Raw genomic sequence first — 16914 nt, forward strand, 5'->3', positions numbered from 1 at the left:
GGCGTAGTTGCGCTGGAGCTGGCCGTTGATGCGGGCCAGCAGGTGGCGCGTCGCCAGGGAGCGCGCGCTCAGCCACACCTGGCCGAGCATCGGCAGCTCGGTGACGTCACCGTCCGCCACCACCACGGTGGGCACCCGCCCCAGGCGCGTCCCCGTGCGCAGGCGCTCCACCCGCATCATCTCCTCGGCGGAGGTGACGGGGGTGCGCACCAGGAGCAGGTGGACGGGCTGGCCGTGCTCGAGGGCCAGGGCCGTGGCGTGCTCGAAGGAGGGGGCGTACAGCAGATGATGGCCGCACGCCTCCAGGTGAGCGCCGAGACCTTCGTGCGTGCCGGGCGCCTCGCCCACCAGCAACACGGTGCGGGGGGCATGCCGCTCCAGCAGTCGGGGCGAGGGCCAGGAACTCCTGTCGCGCAGCACGTCGATGCGCGCCTGGAGCTCGGCGACGCGCACGGGGCCGAGCACGCAGTCCTCCGCGCCGCTCCGCACGCAGGACTCCAGCAGCTCCGCCGGCGTGTTCTCCCCCACGACGATGAGGATGGGCACGTCCCCGTTGTGGGGGTGGGCCCGCATCACCGCGCAGCCCGGCCCACCGTCCGGCGGCAGCGAGCGCCAGTCCACCAGCACCATCATCGGCCGGAAGCGCCCCAGCTCGACGCGGGCCGCCAGCAGGCTGTCCACCGAGACCACCTCGCAGCCCGCGGCGCGCAGCAGGGGCGTCAGGTGCAGCCGCAATTCCCGCGTGGCGTCGACGACCAGCACCCTGCGCGACACCTCGGCGGAGACTCCCGACTGCGGCGAGAATGCTTGCGTGGCGAACGGCATGAGGACCCCCCCAATGGCACGATGAGACAGCCCGGCCCGGCTCCACCTCATTCCCAGACGACTGACGGGAATCAGTGAGTACCGGGTGAAATATACAGGAAAGGGAATACGAGAAAAGATGCCTGCCTGCCTGCTGTACCCGGGAACCGGGGTCCGTCCCATGGCCGCTAGCGAACAGTTTGCCGCCTCCGGGCGGTCACCCCCTCTTCTCCCCTGGAATAACGAGGGGTTGTTCCGTCCATATCTGGACGTTGTTCCTCCCGGGAGGGCCGTCGGACATGTTCCCACCAACAGCCTTCCACCGGGTTGCTCATGGCCTTGGAAGGCAAATCCAAATCAGGCAAAACATTCCATCACATACACCCGGAATGATCCGCCGGGACAAGACTCTCATCTGATGAGAAGCCCGGTGAGCAAGGGATTGACGGTCCCTTCCCCCCACGTTCTCGGGTAGAGGGCGGGGTGTGCAGCCCGGACCGCGCAGGCGTGCGGCGAAATGCACAGGGCAGAGGCCACGGCCGTGGAGTGCCAGGAGGGAGGCGCCTCGGCGCCCCGCTTGCAGTATGTCGGGGCCATGGTGAACAGACCCTCTTGCTGGCTCAAGCTCCCACTGCTCCTGTCCCTGCTGCTCCTCGTGCCCGGCGTGGGCCTGGCCGCGCAGGATGCACCGCTCGCCGCTCCCGAGACGCCCACCGAGAGCGAGACGCCCTTCACCGACTCCGGAATCCCGGGCACGGACGAGCCCGAGCCCCTGCGGTTGCTGGACGAGCCGGAATCCCAGCGCAGCGGCACTCCCTTGGGTCTGCGCATCCTGGCGGAGGTGGGAGCCGGAACGGTGACGTCCCTGGGCGGGACCCTCGTGGGAGGGCTGCTCGGCCTGGGGCTGTGCGAGGCGCTGGATGGCCAGGGCGAGTATGTCGGCTGTGCGTGGGGAGCCGTCCTCGGCGCCGTGGCGGGAGCGGGTATTGGCTATCCCGTGGGCGTCTGGTGGGGCGGTGAGGTCACCGGGGGAGACGGCAAGCTGTTCGCGGCGATCGTCGGCATGGCCTTGGGAAGCCTGGTGGGGCTGGTGGTGGGAGTGGCCGCGTATGAGGTCGACGCGACGGGGAGGCTGACCGGCGTCGCGGCCGGGCTGGCCACCATGGCCGGCCCCATCATCGCCTACGAGCTGTCGCAGAACCGCGAGCCGCGCCCGCCCCGCCAGGACTCCGCCGAGGCCTCCGCGCGCCCCCGCGTGCAGCCCCTGCTGTCCGTCACCTCGCGCGGCGCGGTGCTCGGCCTGGGCGGCAGCTTCTGACCCTGCTCAAGAGAGGACCGGCCGGAGCAGGTTCTTCTCGTCCAGCACCTCCTGAACACGGCGGCCTAGCGCCAGGTGCTTGGGGTTGGATGCACTGAGGCGCTCGGGGGTGAGCAGGACGAGCGTCCCCTTGTCCTCCATGGGCTCGACGCGCACGGGAGCCGGCAGGGGGGGCACCTCCCCACGGCGCCGCGACAGGTACGTGAGCCAGCCCGCGAAGCATCTCCCGTCCCCCTCCTCTCTCAGCGCATCCCGGAAGCTCCCAGAAACGATGACGGCCCAGTCCGGTTCCCATGCCAGCACCAGCGCCCTCATCACCCCGGTGAGCACGGGGACAGTCAGCATGCGCTCGCGACCTGGTTCTCTCGTAGGGAAGTAGAGAATAACGCTGTTGGGGACCACTTCGGCGTCCGCGCCACACCGAAGCAGGACCATTCCCCCCTGATCCTTCTCCACATGGCCCGTCCATGCGCCGAAAGAAAAACCGTCATCCCCGCCCTGGTACTTCTTCTTGCCGAAGAAGCGGGTGAAGGTGTCGTAGGAGGGCTCGAATTGGAGTTGGAGCGAGCGCTTTGTCGAGTTGGCCTGCTCGTACCAACGGGCATAACCAGGGTGACTTCCAGAGAGGAGACTGAAGAAGGTCTCCGCGCGGCGAGCGCACCCCTCGGCTGACTCCGGGCGGCCTCCCCAGTAGGCCCCGGCGTAATATGTCTCCACCATGCGTGACAGGCCTCAAGGCAGCGGCGGGGTGTAAACCACTTCTATACCCGTGATGTTCGCCTCCCTGAACAGCTTCCGGAGGATGGCGACCATCCGCCCGACCTCCCCGCTGGAGGGGTGGATTCTGGCAGGCAAGGGCTCCCAGGCCATTGCCCAATAGACAACACTTCGCCCCGGAAGTGGGCCCCCGCCCCCGCCGCGACACATCACCCCGGCGTGCTACACCAGAGGCCTCTCCACTCATTGTCTTCGCGCCCCAAGGAAAGGCCTGCTCATGACGACCTCGCGTCGGGAGGCTCCCTACGGTTCCTGGAAGTCCCCCATTTCCGCCGACATGATCGCCACCCAGTCCCTCTCGCTCGGAGAGGTGGCCGTCGATGGGGATGATGTGTACTGGCTGGAGGTCCGCCCGGGTGATCGCGGCCGGCACGCCATCGTGCGCCGCACCCTCGACGGAACCCTCTCGGACATCCTGCCCGTGCCGGCGGAGGGCAAGCCCGCCTACAGCTCGCGCAGCCTCGTGTACGGACAGGGCGGCGGCTCGTTCGCCGTCTCCGAGGGACTGGTCGTCTTCGTCAACCACGCCAGCGGCGGGGCCCACGTGGATCAGCGGCTGTACCGGGTGAATCCGGGCCGCACGCCGGTGCCCCTCACCCCGGACACCGGCGGCAAGCACCGCTATGGGGACCTCGTCATGGATCGCACGCGCCACCGCGTGATGGCCGTGCGCGAGGACTGGCGCAACCTCGAGGACGATCAGCCGCGCAGCGCGCTGGTGGCGGTGGACATCGACGGGCAGCGGCAGCGGGTGCTGGCCGAGGGCCGGGACTTCTATTCCTCGCCGAGCCTCAGCCCCAACGGCCGGCGCCTGGCGTGGCTCGAATGGGACTACCCCTGCATGCCGTGGGATGGCTGCGAGCTGTGGGTCGCGGACGTGGACGAGGACGGCTCGCTGCGCAACCCGAGGCTCGTGGCCGGCGGTACCACCGAGTCCATCTTCCAGCCCGAGTGGTCGCCCCAGGGTGAGCTGTACTTCGTGAGCGATCGCAACAACTGGTGGAACCTGTACCGGCTCCAGGGGCGCAGCGTGGTGCCGGTGCTGGAGCGCAAGGCGGAGTTCGGCGCGGCCCAGTGGAACCTGGGCATGTCCACGTATGCCTTCATCTCGCCGCGCCACGTGGTGTGCGCCTTCAACGAGCAGGGCCAGTGGAAGCTCGGGCGGCTGGACGTGGTGCTGGGCCAGTTCGCCGAGCTGAGCACGCCCTACACGGACATCACCCAGGTGCGCGGCGGCTTCTCCACGGCGTACTTCGTGGGCGGCGGGCCCGAGCACCCGGCCTCCGTGGTGCGGTTGGACCTGGAGTCGGGCACGCCGCAGGTGCTCAAGGCCTCCAGCCGGCTACCGGAGGATCTGACGCCGTACCTGTCCCGCTGCCAGCCGCTGCACTACCCCACCACCGAGCTGGGCGAGGCCCACGCCTGGTATTACCCGCCGAGCAACCCGGACCACTCGGCGCCCGCGGGCCAGAAGCCGCCCCTGCTCATCATGAACCACGGCGGCCCCACGGCGTCCGCCTCGACGAAGCTGGACTGGACCATCCAATACTTCACCAGCCGGGGCTTCGCGGTGGTGGACGTCAACTACCGGGGCAGCACGGGCTACGGGCGCGAGTACCGCCTGTCGCTGTACGGCAACTGGGGCGTGATGGACGTGGATGACTGCGCCAACGCCGCGCTGCTGCTGGTGCAGGAGGGCAAGGTGGACGCCAGGCGGCTGGCGGCGCGAGGCACCGACGCGAGCGGCTACACGACGCTCTCGCTGCTGGCCTTCCGCGACATCCTGCGCTGCGGCGTGAGCCACGGGGGCGTGTCCAACCTGGAGCTGCTGGTGGAGCACGCGGAGAAGCTCGAGGCCCACTACATGGACCAGATGCTCGGGCCCCTGCCCGAGTCGAAGCAGCTCCTGCAGGACCGCTCGCCCTGCTTCCACATGGACCTCAACAAGCGCAGCCCCGTCCTCTTCATCCAGCCGCGGCAGGATGCCCGAGCGCCGGCGCGGCAGACCGAGGAGATGGTGCGGCAGCTGAAGGCCAACGACGTGCCCACGGCGGTGCTGACGGTGGACCGCGATTCGGTCAAGCGCGCGCTGGAGGTCGAGCTGTCCTTCTACGCGCGGGTGTTGGACATCACGCTGGCGGAGCCGCTGGAGCCCGTGGCGCTCGAGCGGGCGCTGCCCGAGCCCGCTCGCCGCTGAGCGGGGCCCCGCGTCAGAACCCGACGCCGACCGTGAGGGAGGCGTTGGGCTGGAGCACGGCCTGGGGCCGGAGCAGCTCGGCCGCGTAGTGGAAGTACGCGGCGCTCAAGCCCAGCTCGCCCACGAGTTCGAAGCCCGCGGCCACGGGCAGCAGCGCGCGCAGCGAGGCCCCGACCTCGGGCCCGGCCGTCTCGACGCCCGTGGGCCCGACACCGGAGAAGTGGAAGCCTCCGCCGTCCTCGCCCACCTGGAGCTCCGCGAAGCCGGCGCTGAGTCGGGGCTGGAGCCAGCCGAGCGGCGTCTTCCACGAGGCGAGCTTGAAGTGGGTGCGGAAGTGGGCGATCTCCGGCGCCGGCTCGCTGTGGAGGAAGCCCGAGCCGTTGCCACACGCCTCCACGCTGAGCAGCTCGATGGGCGACAGCTCCAGGCAGAGGGTGGCGCGGCGGTTCGAGGTGGACGCGCCGATGCGCAGGTTGCCGTAGTTGCGCGGGGAGACGTCGCGGATGGCCTCGGCGGTGGCGGCGGGCTCCTGGGCCCCCGCGAGCCCTCCACCGAGGACGACGCCGACGAACGTGAGCCGGACGGGAAACGAGGCCTGGGGCATGGGGCACTCCGGGGTTGGGACGTGAGCCACCGAGCACCTTAGAGAGAGCCAGCGGACGAGCGCCAGGAGCCCCGCCGGGACTCTGACCTCGGGTTGTTGCCAGGGCCCTGGATTGTCAGCTTCCCCACATGAATCCAAGCCCGGTCGCGCCGTGGGAATGGGGCCTTTTCGGGGTGGTCGTGCTGGCGATGCTCGGCATCGACCTGCTGGCCCACCGGGGCAACCATGCGGAGTCGAAGAAGGCGGCGTACATCTGGAGCATCGTGTGGATCGCCGTGGGCCTGTCCTTCGCGGTCCTGGTGGCCTGGAGGCATGGGGGCATCGCCGCGCAGGAGTACCTGGGCGCCTACCTCATCGAGAAGAGCCTGAGCCTGGACAACCTCTTCGTCTTCCTCGTCATCTTCTCGAGCCTGGGCGTGCCCGAGGACAAACAGCGGGGCGTGCTCTTCTGGGGCATCTTCGGGGCGCTCGTGTTCCGGGCCGTGTTCATCTTCCTGGGCCTGGAGGCCATCTCCCGCTGGCACTGGGTGGTGTACATCTTCGGCGCCATCCTGCTCGTGGCCGCCTGGCGCGTGGCGAAGCGCCACCCGTCCGAGGAGTCGGACAACAAGGTGGTGCACTGGCTGGAGAAGCGCCTGCCGGTGACGCGGGAGTACGAGGGCGAGAAGTTCTTCAAGCGGGTGGAGGGCAGGCGGCTGGCGACGCCGCTGCTGCTCGCCCTGCTCTCCATCGAGCTGACGGACGTGGCCTTCGCCATCGACTCGGTGCCGGCGGCGCTGTCGGTGAGCCAGAACCTGTTCGTCGTCTACACGTCGAACGTCTTCGCCATCCTCGGCCTGCGGGCGCTCTACATCGCGCTGGCCAAGACGGTGCATGAGCTGCGCTACCTGCACTGGGGGCTCGCGGCGGTGCTGGGGTTCGCTGGATTGAAGATGATCCTCTCGGAGTGGATTCACGTGTCCCCCATGCTGTCGGTGGGGATCATCGTGGTGTGCATCGGCGCCTCGGTGTGGGCGAGCCTCCACGCACGCAAGAAGCACCCGGTCCGGCGGGAGTCCTCTCGGGAAGACGGGCCGCGCGGGGGGAGGCACGAGGAACTCCACGCGTAGGTCAGTGGACCGAGTCCAGCCCGGCGCTCCGGCCCTCCACGCGGAAGGTGAAGCGTCCGTCCGCGAAGTCCACGTGGATGCGCTCGCCCTCGCGCAGCTCGCCCCGCAGCAACATCCGGCTCAGCTCCGTCTCCACCTCGCGCTGAATCACCCGGCGCAGCGGACGGGCTCCGAACTTCGGATCGAACCCCCGCTGGGCCAGTGCGTCCTTCGCCGCCTCACTCACCGTCAACGTGACGTTCTGCCCGTGCAGCTTGCGCCGGGTGGAGCCCAGCATCGAGTCCACGATGCGGTTGAGCTGCTCGCGGTCGAGCGCGTGGAAGACGATGACTTCATCGATGCGGTTGAGGAACTCCGGCCGGAAGTGGCCGCGCAGCGCCTCCATCACCGTGGCGGTCATGCGCTCGTTGTCCACGCTCCCCCCGGCCTCCAGGGGCCGGAAGCCCAGGGCCCCCTTCGGGAGGCCGAGCTGCTCGGCGCCCAGGTTGGACGTCATGATGATGACGGTGTTCTTGAAGTCCACCGTGCGCCCGCGCGCGTCCGTGAGCCGCCCGTCGTCCAATATCTGGAGCAGCAGGTTGAAGACGTCCGGGTGGGCCTTCTCGATCTCATCGAAGAGGAGCACCGAGTAGGGCCGGCGACGCACGGCCTCGGTGAGGCGGCCGGCATCCTCGTGGCCCACATACCCCGGAGGCGCGCCGATGAGCCGGCTCACCGTGTGTCGCTCCAGGTACTCGGACATGTCGAAGCGGAGCATCGCGTTCTCGTCGTTGAACAGGTAGTCGGCGAGCGCCCGCGCCGTCTCCGTCTTCCCCACGCCCGTGGGCCCCAGGAAGATGAACGAGCCGATGGGCCGGCCCGGATCCTTCAGCCCCGCGCGGGCCCGGCGCACCGCCTCGGAGATGGCGCGCAGGGCCTCCTCCTGGCCCACCACGCGCTGGCGCAATGACTGCTCCATCTCCAGCAGCCGCCGCGCTTCCTCCTGCTGAAGCTTCCTCGCTGGAATCCCCGTCCACTCGCTCACCACCGTGGCGATGGACTCGGGGGTGACGCTGGGCTCGGACACCCCCTTCGCGTGCTGCCACTGGGTGCGCAGCCCGCCCAGTTCCGCGCGCAGCGCTTCGAGCTGCCGCTTGAGCCGCGAGGCCTCCTCGTTGCGCTCGCTGGCCACCGCGGCCTCCTTGTCCTTCTCCTTCTGCGCCAGCCGCTCCTCCATGTGCTTCATGCGGCCCGGCTCGGTGTGCGCCCCCAGCCGCACCATCGCCGCCGCCTCGTCGAGCAGATCAATCGCCTTGTCCGGCAGGAAGCGGTCGCTGATGTACTTGTCCGACAGCTCCACCGCCGCGGTGAGCGCGCTGTCGGTGATCTTCACCCGGTGGTGCGCCTCGTACGCGTCGCGCAGCCCGCGGAGGATCTCGATGGCCTGCTCGGGGGTGGGCTCGGCCACCATCACCGGCTGGAAGCGGCGCGCCAGGGCCGCGTCCTTCTCGATGTGCTTGCGGTGCTCGTCGAGCGTGGTGGCGCCCAGGCACTGGAGCTCGCCGCGCGACAGGCCCGGCTTGAGCATGTTGGCCGCGTCCACCGCGCCCTCTCCCGCGCCAGCGCCCACCAGCGTGTGCAGCTCGTCGATGAAGAGGATGATCCTCCCCTTGAGGGTGCGGATCTCCTCCATCAACCCCTTGAAGCGCTCCTCGAACTCGCCGCGGAACTTCGAGCCGCCCACCACCGCCCCCAGGTCCAGCGCGAGCACCTTCTTGTCCTCGAGGACATCCGGCACCTCACCCGAGATGATCCGCTGCGCCAGGCCCTCGGCGATGGCCGTCTTGCCCACGCCCGGCTCGCCGATGAGCACCGGATTGTTCTTCGTCTTGCGACTGAGGATGCGGATGACCCGCTCGATCTCCTTCTCCCGGCCGATGATGGGATCCAGCTCGCCCGCCCTCGCCAGCGCGGTGAGGTCCCTCGTGAAGCGGGTGAGGTTGGGGGGGAGGCGCTCGGTGGACGCCGAGCCGGAAGCCCCCGGGCCCGTCAGGAGCTCGCGCAGCTCGTCCGGGTCGATGTCCGAGAGGAACTGGGCGGCGAAGCTCTCTCCCTCGGCCATGAGGGCGAGCAGCAGGTGCTCGGGGCCGATGAAGGTCTGCTTCATCTGCGCGGCCTGGAGCCGTGCGAGCTGAAGCACGCGCTTCATGCCCGAGGACAGCCCCACACCCTCGGCGCGGCGGGGCGCGCGGCGCTCCATCACCTGCCCCAGCCGGGCCTCGTACTCCTCGACGTCCGTGCCCTCCATCTCCAGCGCCGTCTGGATGTCCGGGACCTTCTGGCACAGCGCCAGCAGCAGGTGCTCGGTGCTGATGCGCTCATAGCCCCACTCCAGCGTCAGCCGCGCCGCGTGCTCCAATGCCTCCTGCGCCGACTCGGTGAGCTGCCCGAGGATGTTCTCCCGCCGCGACCGCGAGCCCTGCAGCTGCGCGAACAGGCCCTCCAGCGAGCTGGAGGACACCGTCCCCGTGTCCACATCCACGTCCATGGCGCTCGCGCAGTGGTTGCACAGGCCGAGGCTGTCCTCGCGCCCATCCGCCATCCGCTGCTTGAGGAACACCACCGCGAGCCGCGCCCGGCAGTTCTCACACATCATGCTCCGGCCCTCCCAGGCCCCCTCCAGCCAAGCTAGGAATGTGCCCGGCGGCCCACCAGCGGACCCGAGAACATGACCGGGCGAGCAGCCGGGCCATGCCTCGCCCGGCCCGGGGGCTCACTGGCGGCGGCGCTCCAGCTCCCGGGCGAGGTCCTCCTCCAGGTGACGGAGCATCGCGTCGGCGTCGAAGGACTCGTCGCCCTCGCGCCACACCACCAGGGGGTCCACGCTGCCCAGGCGCTGGGCGAGCGAGCGCAGCCGCCGCACCGCGCGCTCCATGGCCTCGGCGGTGGGCGTGCACTCGGGGTGTCGGCGCTTGAGCACGGCGAGGCTCAGCTCCAGCGTCTGGAGGGGCGTGTTGGTGGCGTCGCGCACCGCGAGGAAGAGGCGGGCCAGGCGCTCCAGGGCCTCGGCCTCGGCGCGGGCCTCGCGCAGCTTCAGCTCCATGGCATGGCTGCGCACCCGGTAGGCCAGCATGGCCAGGGCCACGCCACCGTGGACGAGCGTCACCCAGGGCTCCCAGGGAGAGCGCACCCCCGGGTGCGCGGCGAGCCCCAGCCCGTACCACAGCACCACCGCCTCCAGGGCGAAGGTGGCGATCAGCCCGCCCCCGAGCCACAGACTGGTGGGTGCCAGCACGCTGATGGCCAGCATCACCAGCCGGTGGCCCGTCATCGGCACCCAGACGAGCCCCGTGGTCGTCATGGCGTGCTCGGCCAGCGCGAAGACGGGGAGGAAGGGCAGCACCGCGCCCGCGAAGCAGGCCTCGAGCGCCCGGAGGGACAGGCGCGAGCGGCGCACGAGCAGCAGCCCCAGCAGGAGCAGGGCCCACAGCAGGTGCAGCACGCGCGGCACCGGCAGCAGGAGGGCCCCCTGGAACACCCCGTAGTCGATGAAGGTGTAGGCCAGCTCCGTCAGGGCGACGAGCACGGTGCCCACCAGGGTACCACGCCAGACGCGCACCCGCAGCTCCTGCTCCACCACCGAGAGCAGGCTAGGACGCGCCGGTTCCATGGGAACCGCCTCCCAGCAGCGACAGGAGGAGCCGGGACTCGATGGGCTTGGACAGCACCTGGACGTGGGCCAGCTCCAGGGCCTCGCGCACCAGCGGGTGGGCGCGGGCATGGCCGGTGAGGAAGACGCTCCGCCCGGCGAAGCCGTTGTCGCGCAGCCACCGGTAGGCGTCCAACCCACTGGGCACGCCGGCCCCCAGGTTGATGTCCAGGATGGCCAGCCCGCATCCGAGCGCCTCGACGCGCTGGCGCTGGAGCTCCGCGAGGGACCCAGCGCTCACCGTCTGCTCGGCACCGGACAACGACAGCAGCTCACAGAGGATGGAGCGCAGATCCTCATCGTCTTCGAGCACGACCACCCTGGGCACGTCCCACCCCTCGCCGTTGGCTGGCCTCCAGAGCGTCCGCCGTCCGAGGCCCGGCTCGCAAGCCAGAAGGCGGGAACCCCGGTGCTTTTCGAACAGGCCGCCCGCACTCCCCGTCCACTGAAACCGCAATGCAGGTGCCATCGAGTTACAGGGATTCCCGACGCTCTGTTGGAAACCGGTGACTCGGCACTCCAGGGTGGCAACCCAGGTGCAACTTCTAAGAAGTTGAGATATGCGCAGGGCGATGGCTGCCAGTCGGAAGAACCCCCCCCAGCCGAAGCTCTCCGAATACCAGGAACGTCTCCGGGCCGCTGGCTTGCGCAGCACCGCGCCCCGTGTGGCGGTGCTCCGGGAGCTGGAGTCCGCCACCGCGCCCTTGAGCCACGCCGATCTGGTCGAGGCCCTGGACGACCAGGGCTATGACCGTGTCACCATCTACCGCAACCTCACCGACCTCACCGAGGCCGGGCTGGTGATTCGCGCCGACCTGGGCGACCACGTGTGGCGCTTCGAGCTCAAGCGCGAGGAGAAGGCGCACCAGGGCACGCACCCGCACTTCACCTGCACCGACTGTGGCTCGGTCGCCTGCCTGCCCGCGGAGTCCGTGCGCCTCACGCCCGCCAAGGGCGCCCCCAAGTCCGTGTCCGCCCGCTCGGTGGACATCCAGCTTCGCGGCCTCTGCGACCGCTGCCACTAGGGTTTCTCCCCTCCTCCGTCCAGCCTCCTCCTCATGCCTGCCTGCCCTGCGGACGGCGCCCCCCCGGCGGCGCCATCGCAGGGTTGGCGGGGCTCCTACCGAGCCCCACCATTTCGCGGCAGGAATACACGAGCAGCACCGCTGAACACCCAAGGAGGGGCACTCATGAAGAAGCTCTTGGCCGCGCTGATCATCACCCTGGGGACCGCCGCCGTGGCGCAGTCCGACGACAAGGACATGAACACCCAGGCCCAGCAGGAGCAGAAGCGCAACGAGGGCCGGAAGATCAGCACCGGTGTCGATGCCGCCGAGGTGGACGACAAGATCTCCGAGGCTGGCAAGAAGGTCGTCGGGGTGGGCAAGAAGGCCGAGCAGAAGGCCGAGGAGGTGGTGGGCATCGACTCCGCGAAGGACGGCACCTTCAAGAAGGAAAAAGCCTTCAGCATGATGGGCACTTTCAAGGGCAAGGCGATCGACGGCGTCACCCTCGCCCGCCAGGGCCTGCCGGACGCGGACCTGGACGTGCGCAAGGAAACCCAGGTGATGCTGGACGGCAAGAAGGTGGAGCTGGCCGCCATTCCCGAGGGCGCCCAGGTGCGCGCCCGGTTCCAGCTCGAGGGCCAGGAGATCGTCGCGCTGGAGCTCAAGGCCACCAGCCCCAAGGCCGGTAGCACCAAGAAGACCATGAAGAAGGACACCCAGGCCGCTCCCGTGGAAGAGCCGGTGACCGAGCCGACCCAGAATCAGTAGCGCGTGACACTCCGTCTCACGGAGGACCGGGCCCGTTTCCCTCGCTGGGGAACGGGCCCGGTCGCTTTCGGGAACTCCGCTTCCCACCCCACTCCCCCGCGCGACCCATGCCCCGCGGTACGGCGTTTGCTCCATGCGCGAGGCAGGGAAACAGGCCTGAGGAGGCGGGAGAAGTGATGCGCGGACTGGTGGGGGCGTGGACGGTGGGAGCGATGATGGCGTGGGGCTGTGGCGGCACGACGACGCAGGAGCCGCGACCCCCGGTGGGGACGGAGAATCCGGCTCGGACCGAGCCACCGCCGCCCACGGGCGGGGGACAGCCTCCGGGCGTCATCACTCCGCCCAACCCGGGCAACACGACACCTCCTGGGGGCACCCCCCCCGGGGGAACGAAGCCCGGAGGGACGACTCCCCCCGCGCAGGTGACGGTGGGGCCGTGGCCGAACGAGCCGGTGGTGAACTACTCGCAGCGCTACGGGCTCGGCCAGGTGCGTGCGATGGCGGTGGACGACGCGTACAACCTCTGGCTGCTGGATGGGGACCGCATCGGCGTGCTGCGGCCCGGGGACACCACGCCCAGGTGGACGAGTGGCGTGGGTCAGGCGGCGCCGGGCTTCGGGCCGGACAAGCTGGCCCTGGGCTCCACCGTCATCTGCGGAGGCAGCGCGGGCCGCGCCTACGTGGGCTACGCCACCTACGAGCTGAGCCCGGCCTTCATCTACAGCCCGGACGGCAGGCACATCGACGACGGCTACACGAGCGAGGACCCGACCCGCTTCGACCCGATCCGCTACGAGGAGTACAAGAAGGGCGACCTGGACGTGGTGCGGCTGGAGCCGGACGGCCGCGTGGTGCTGGAGGAGCACTTGAGCCGCTCGGCGACGCCCAACGGGCCGCAGGACATCGGCATCCGCAACACGAACGACCACCACTTCGATGAGGACCGCTCGGTGCTCACCTGCGTGAAGGTGATGCGCGGCAAGCACAGGGGTGACCTCTACATCGGCACCAACCACGGCGTGACGCGCATCCGGGACCTCACCTACAACAGCCACCGCCACCCGGTGTGGTTCAAGACCAAGCCGGACGGCGGCAAGACGCAGATGGCCGGCTATACGTACGCGGTGGGCATCGCGCCCAACGGGGACGTGCTCATCGGCAACGACTGGAACGTGGGCGTGGTGACGCCCTCGGAGCGGCTGGCGGACTGGGACCGGGTGAACGACACGCTCAACCCGGAGAAGCTCAACGCCTTCATCCCCGAGCTCAACAGCGTGGAGGAGAAGGACTTCTGGCGCGGCATCCAGCAGACCACCGATGGCCGCTACTACGTGGCCAGCAAGGACTTCGGGCTGTGGCAGATGAGCATCCTGCGCCGCTCCGAGGCCAAGGGCGTCAAGGTGGCGGGGCTGCCCACGGATGAACTCACCTCGCTGGCGGCCACGGATGACGGCTCGCTCTTCATAGGCACCGACGGCGCCGGCCTCTGGCGCCTGGATGCCTCCAAGCAGCTCGTGCGAGTGAGCGACGTGGACGGGAACAAGGTGGAACAGCTCCTCTATGACCCCACCGTGAAGCCGGCGATGCTCTACGTGCTCACCGACCGGGGGCTCACCGTCCTGCGCGGCCACTGAGCGACGCCCCTTCCCTCCTCCGTCACCGGGCCACCGGGCTTCACGCCGGTGGCCCGGAATTATTTGGGGCCGATCGTTCGTTACCCGTCGCCCGCTGACATCGGCCGGAGACCGGGCAGGCGGACCGTCTGCTCCGCCTCGTCCCCGTGGCCGGTGTCAGGTACAATTCGAGCCGTCCCCCGACGGAAGGAACCTCACTCGCATGAGACTCGCCCGCCGCCGCTCCGATCCTCAGTCCACTGGAGCCCACTCCCCTCACTCCGCCGTACTGCATCGCAACCCGATGCGTCGTAACGAGGTGAAGGCGATTGGACCGGATCCGCTGAGGCCGGACGCGAGGCTGCGCTGGCGCGACCACTTCATGCTGTCGGAGAACGTGCTGCACGTGCCGAGCCTGCACTCGGCGCACGATGGGCTGCGCATCGCGCACCTGTCGGACATCCACGTGGGCCAGGCCACCTCGGCGGTGCGCATCCGCCGGGCGGTGGCCGAGGTGAACGCGCGCAACCCCGACTTCGTCTTCCTCACCGGGGACTACGTCACCCACAGCCCCAAGCCGCTGCCGCGCGTCATCGAGCAGCTGGCCGGCTTCAACAGCCCGGTGTTCGTGGTGCTGGGCAACCATGACCACTGGGTGGACGCGGACTACCTGCGCTCGGGCTTCGAGGGCCTGGGCTACACGGTGCTCCAGAACGAGCACCGGGTGGTGCACGTGCGCGGGGCGCCGGCCACCATCCTGGGCATCGACGATGGGCGTACGGGCCGCGACGACGTGGAGGCCACCTTCCGCGGGGCGCCGGAGTCGGGCACCCGGCTGGTGCTCACGCACGCGCCGCCCACCATCGAGAAGCTGCCGCCGGAGGGCAACCTGGTGCAGTTCTCCGGGCACACGCACGGAGGCCAGTTCGTGGTGCGCGGCCTGACCGAGGCCATCTTCCGTCGCGCGGGGCAGCCCTACATCCAGGGCCACTACCACGTGCGCGGCAACCAGCTGTACGTGAACATGGGGCTGGGCTTCGGCTTCGGTGGGCCGTACCTGCGGCGCGGCACCTACCCCGAGGTGGCCTTCTTCACGCTCCGGCCCGCCGTGGACACCGCCGTCACCCACTGAGGGCTCACGCCGGGTGGGCCTCCTCTTCCGGGGCCCGCCCGCTCCGGAGGGACTGGCGCGAGTCCCTCGGCAGGACGACGGTGAACGTCGTCCCCTCCTGCGCGCTGGAGCGCACCGTCACCTGTCCGCCGTGCGCCTCGACGAGCTCGCGCACGATGAACAGCCCCAGCCCCAGTCCGCTGCCCCGTCCGCTCCGTCCCGGGACGACTTGACGGAAGGGGTCGAACAGCGAGCCCAGCAGGTGGGCCGGAATCGGGGCCCCCGGGTTGGAGATCTCCAGCACCTGCCGCTCCGGCTCGCCCACGCACCGCACGAAGATGGTGCCGTCGGGCAAGCCATGCTCGAGCGCGTTGCCCACCAGGTTGCTCACCACCTGCGCCAGCCGCTCCGCGTCCCAGACGCCCTCGCCCTCTCCCTCGGTCTGGAAGGAGATGGTCCGCTCCGGGTGCGCCACCGACAGTTCCTCCACCACCTGCTGGCACACCACGGGCAGGCTCGCCGGAGCCAGGCTCAGCGGAATCCCTCCGGACAGCCGCGCCCGCGTCAGGTCGAGGATGTCGGAGATCATGTTCCCCATGCGCGCCGCGCTCGCCTCGATGCGCTGCGCCAGGAGCTGCTGGGGCGGAGCCAGACCGCGCCGCCGCAGCGTCCGCGTCAACAGGGAGATGGCGGTGAGGGGGTTGCGCAGATCGTGCCCCAGAATCCCGATGAAGCGCTCGCGGAAGCGCGCCTCCTCCTGCATCCGCTCCATCGCGCGCTTGCGCTCGGTGATGTCCATCAGCGAGCCGATCATCCGCGACGTGCGGCCCTTGGAGTCCCGGGCCACCAGCCCCCGGTCGAGCATATGGGCGTACGTGCCGTCCTTGCGGCGGAAGCGGTACTCGCCCATCCAGGACTCGCCGCCCGAGTCCACCACGTGCTGGAGTGACTCGAGCACCATCTTCCGGTCCTCGGGGTGGAGCTGCTCGGTCCACCACGCGAAGCCGCCCATCTCCTCCGGCCGGTAGCCGAGCACGGCCTGGCTCGCCTCGCCCCAGTGGATGTAGTCGCCCGCCGGGTTCCAATCCCAGAGCAGGTCGTTGGTGGCCCAGGAGGCCAGCCGGTAGCGCTCCTCGGCCTCGCGCAGGGCCGACTGGGCCCCCTCACGCCCGGTGCAGTCCAGCACCACACCGAGCATCCGCGAGGGGGCGTCGTTCTCGCGGAACGTCTGCCCCACCACCTCGTAGCAGCGCACCGAGCCGTCCGGCCACAGCCCTCGGAACTGGAAGGTGTAGGGCCCCTGCGCCAGTAGCCCCTGCTCCAGGGCCTCGGACACCCGTTTCCGGTCGTCCGGGTGGACGCAGCCCAGGAACTCCTTCAGCGCCTGCCCCGGGGACCGGCCGAAGAAGCCCGCCGCGTTGGAGGACCAGGTGATGGAGCGCCGCGCCGCGGACCAATCCCACGCCACCATGCCGGCCGTCTCCAGCGCGAGCCGCAGGTGCTCCTCGCGAGCCTGGAGGGCCCGCTCGCGCGCCAGCGCCTCGCGCAGGGAGCGCCGCTCCTCGTGGGCCTCGGTCTCATCGAAGAGCCACAGCGAGAAGCCCTCCCCCTGCTTCACGGCCTGGGCGCGGAACCAGCGCGCCTTGCCCGCCGGGTGGCCGCCGAGCTCGAAGGTGAGGGGCCGGCCCTCGTCCACCACCCGGCCCAGCGCCGCCCGCTCCGGCACGCCCTCCAGGGCCCTGGCCCACGAGGACAGCTCGCGGCCCAGTCCCAGCTCGCGCAGGAGTGCCTCGGCCGCGGGGTTGAGGCTCACCCATTGGTAGTCGAGCAGCGAGCCCGAGGCATCCCGCAGGGGCTGGAAGAGCACGCATGGGGCCGGACACTCCGTATGGAGCGTCCACGCCAGTTCAGGCCCTGG

14 protein-coding genes are annotated in these 16914 nt (G+C 70.0%); 7 read left to right on the forward strand and 7 right to left on the reverse strand.

Features of this window, described 5'->3' with window-relative positions:
* Positions 1–825 (reverse strand): response regulator (locus VF794_RS32605; protein ID WP_331117019.1); only part of this gene is annotated, 825 nt, incomplete at its 3' end.
* A gap of 574 nt (positions 826–1399) precedes the next feature.
* On the opposite strand from VF794_RS32605, the gene VF794_RS32610 reads away from it, so the two are divergent.
* Positions 1400–2122, forward strand: a complete 723-nt coding sequence (locus tag VF794_RS32610) for a hypothetical protein (protein WP_331117020.1) — start codon at positions 1400–1402, stop codon at positions 2120–2122.
* 6 nt (positions 2123–2128) lie between these two features.
* Here the strand turns inward: VF794_RS32610 and VF794_RS32615 are convergent, their stop codons facing one another.
* Positions 2129–2842: an immunity 52 family protein gene (locus tag VF794_RS32615; protein ID WP_331117021.1), complete on the reverse strand. Its 714-nt coding sequence runs from the start codon at positions 2840–2842 to the stop codon at positions 2129–2131.
* 274 nt (positions 2843–3116) lie between these two features.
* Between VF794_RS32615 and VF794_RS32620 the strand changes: the two genes are divergently transcribed.
* Positions 3117–5096 carry a S9 family peptidase gene (locus VF794_RS32620; RefSeq protein WP_331117022.1) on the forward strand — a complete coding sequence of 660 codons (1980 nt, stop codon included), beginning with the start codon at positions 3117–3119 and terminating at the stop codon, positions 5094–5096.
* Positions 5097–5109: 13 nt separating this feature from the next.
* On the opposite strand, the gene VF794_RS32625 is transcribed toward VF794_RS32620, so the two are convergent.
* A complete protein-coding gene (locus tag VF794_RS32625; protein WP_331117023.1) occupies positions 5110–5700 on the reverse strand; it encodes a hypothetical protein in 591 nt (196 codons plus the stop codon).
* 128 nt (positions 5701–5828) lie between these two features.
* Here VF794_RS32625 and VF794_RS32630 point away from each other — a divergent pair, with 128 nt between their 5' ends.
* Positions 5829–6809 carry a TerC/Alx family metal homeostasis membrane protein gene (locus VF794_RS32630; RefSeq protein ID WP_331117024.1) on the forward strand — a complete coding sequence of 327 codons (981 nt, stop codon included), beginning with the start codon at positions 5829–5831 and terminating at the stop codon, positions 6807–6809.
* A gap of 1 nt (position 6810) precedes the next feature.
* On the opposite strand, the gene VF794_RS32635 is transcribed toward VF794_RS32630, so the two are convergent.
* The 3 genes from VF794_RS32635 to VF794_RS32645 all read right to left on the reverse strand — a co-directional run bounded on the left by VF794_RS32635 (position 6811) and on the right by VF794_RS32645 (position 10810).
* Positions 6811–9444 carry an ATP-dependent Clp protease ATP-binding subunit gene (locus tag VF794_RS32635; RefSeq protein WP_331117025.1) on the reverse strand — a complete coding sequence of 878 codons (2634 nt, stop codon included), beginning with the start codon at positions 9442–9444 and terminating at the stop codon, positions 6811–6813.
* Between the two features lie 117 nt (positions 9445–9561).
* Positions 9562–10458 (reverse strand): hypothetical protein, encoded by an 897-nt coding sequence (locus tag VF794_RS32640; protein ID WP_331117026.1) that lies wholly within the window; start codon positions 10456–10458, stop codon positions 9562–9564.
* Positions 10439–10810: a response regulator gene (locus VF794_RS32645; protein WP_331117027.1), complete on the reverse strand. Its 372-nt coding sequence runs from the start codon at positions 10808–10810 to the stop codon at positions 10439–10441. Before VF794_RS32645 ends, VF794_RS32640 begins: the two co-directional genes overlap by 20 nt.
* Positions 10811–11069: 259 nt before the next feature.
* Between VF794_RS32645 and VF794_RS32650 the strand changes: the two genes are divergently transcribed.
* The 4 genes from VF794_RS32650 (at position 11070) to VF794_RS32665 (ending at position 15017) form a co-directional block, all read left to right on the forward strand.
* Positions 11070–11522, forward strand: coding sequence for a Fur family transcriptional regulator (locus VF794_RS32650; protein WP_331117028.1), 453 nt, complete (start codon positions 11070–11072; stop codon positions 11520–11522).
* Positions 11523–11687: 165 nt separating this feature from the next.
* On the forward strand, positions 11688–12272 hold the full coding sequence (locus tag VF794_RS32655; RefSeq protein WP_331117029.1) for a hypothetical protein: 585 nt from the start codon (positions 11688–11690) through the stop codon (positions 12270–12272).
* 176 nt (positions 12273–12448) lie between these two features.
* A complete protein-coding gene (locus tag VF794_RS32660) occupies positions 12449–13906 on the forward strand; it encodes a hypothetical protein (RefSeq protein WP_331117032.1) in 1458 nt (485 codons plus the stop codon).
* A gap of 283 nt (positions 13907–14189) precedes the next feature.
* Positions 14190–15017, forward strand: coding sequence for a metallophosphoesterase (locus VF794_RS32665; protein ID WP_331117030.1), 828 nt, complete (start codon positions 14190–14192; stop codon positions 15015–15017).
* A gap of 4 nt (positions 15018–15021) precedes the next feature.
* Here VF794_RS32665 and VF794_RS32670 read toward each other — a convergent pair.
* On the reverse strand, positions 15022–16914 hold a 1893-nt coding region (locus VF794_RS32670), incomplete at its 5' end, for a PAS domain-containing protein (RefSeq protein ID WP_331117031.1).

It is taken from the genome of Archangium sp., assembly GCF_036389735.1.
In the GTDB taxonomy this organism is placed as follows: Bacteria; Myxococcota; Myxococcia; order Myxococcales; family Myxococcaceae; genus Archangium.

Excerpts from the sequence above, each read along its gene's own strand:
- VF794_RS32635 (WP_331117025.1), bottom strand. The coding sequence starts at position 9,444 with ATGATGTGTGAGAACTGCCGGGCGCGGCTCGCGGTGGTGTTCCTCAAG.
- VF794_RS32650 (WP_331117028.1), top strand. The coding sequence starts at position 11,070 with ATGGCTGCCAGTCGGAAGAACCCCCCCCAGCCGAAGCTCTCCGAATAC.
- VF794_RS32640 (WP_331117026.1), bottom strand. The coding sequence starts at position 10,458 with ATGGAACCGGCGCGTCCTAGCCTGCTCTCGGTGGTGGAGCAGGAGCTG.
- VF794_RS32620 (WP_331117022.1), top strand. The coding sequence starts at position 3,117 with ATGACGACCTCGCGTCGGGAGGCTCCCTACGGTTCCTGGAAGTCCCCC.
- VF794_RS32625 (WP_331117023.1), bottom strand. The coding sequence starts at position 5,700 with ATGCCCCAGGCCTCGTTTCCCGTCCGGCTCACGTTCGTCGGCGTCGTC.
- VF794_RS32655 (WP_331117029.1), top strand. The coding sequence starts at position 11,688 with ATGAAGAAGCTCTTGGCCGCGCTGATCATCACCCTGGGGACCGCCGCC.
- VF794_RS32610 (WP_331117020.1), top strand. The coding sequence starts at position 1,400 with ATGGTGAACAGACCCTCTTGCTGGCTCAAGCTCCCACTGCTCCTGTCC.
- VF794_RS32660 (WP_331117032.1), top strand. The coding sequence starts at position 12,449 with ATGCGCGGACTGGTGGGGGCGTGGACGGTGGGAGCGATGATGGCGTGG.
- VF794_RS32665 (WP_331117030.1), top strand. The coding sequence starts at position 14,190 with ATGCGTCGTAACGAGGTGAAGGCGATTGGACCGGATCCGCTGAGGCCG.
- VF794_RS32630 (WP_331117024.1), top strand. The coding sequence starts at position 5,829 with ATGAATCCAAGCCCGGTCGCGCCGTGGGAATGGGGCCTTTTCGGGGTG.
- VF794_RS32615 (WP_331117021.1), bottom strand. The coding sequence starts at position 2,842 with ATGGTGGAGACATATTACGCCGGGGCCTACTGGGGAGGCCGCCCGGAG.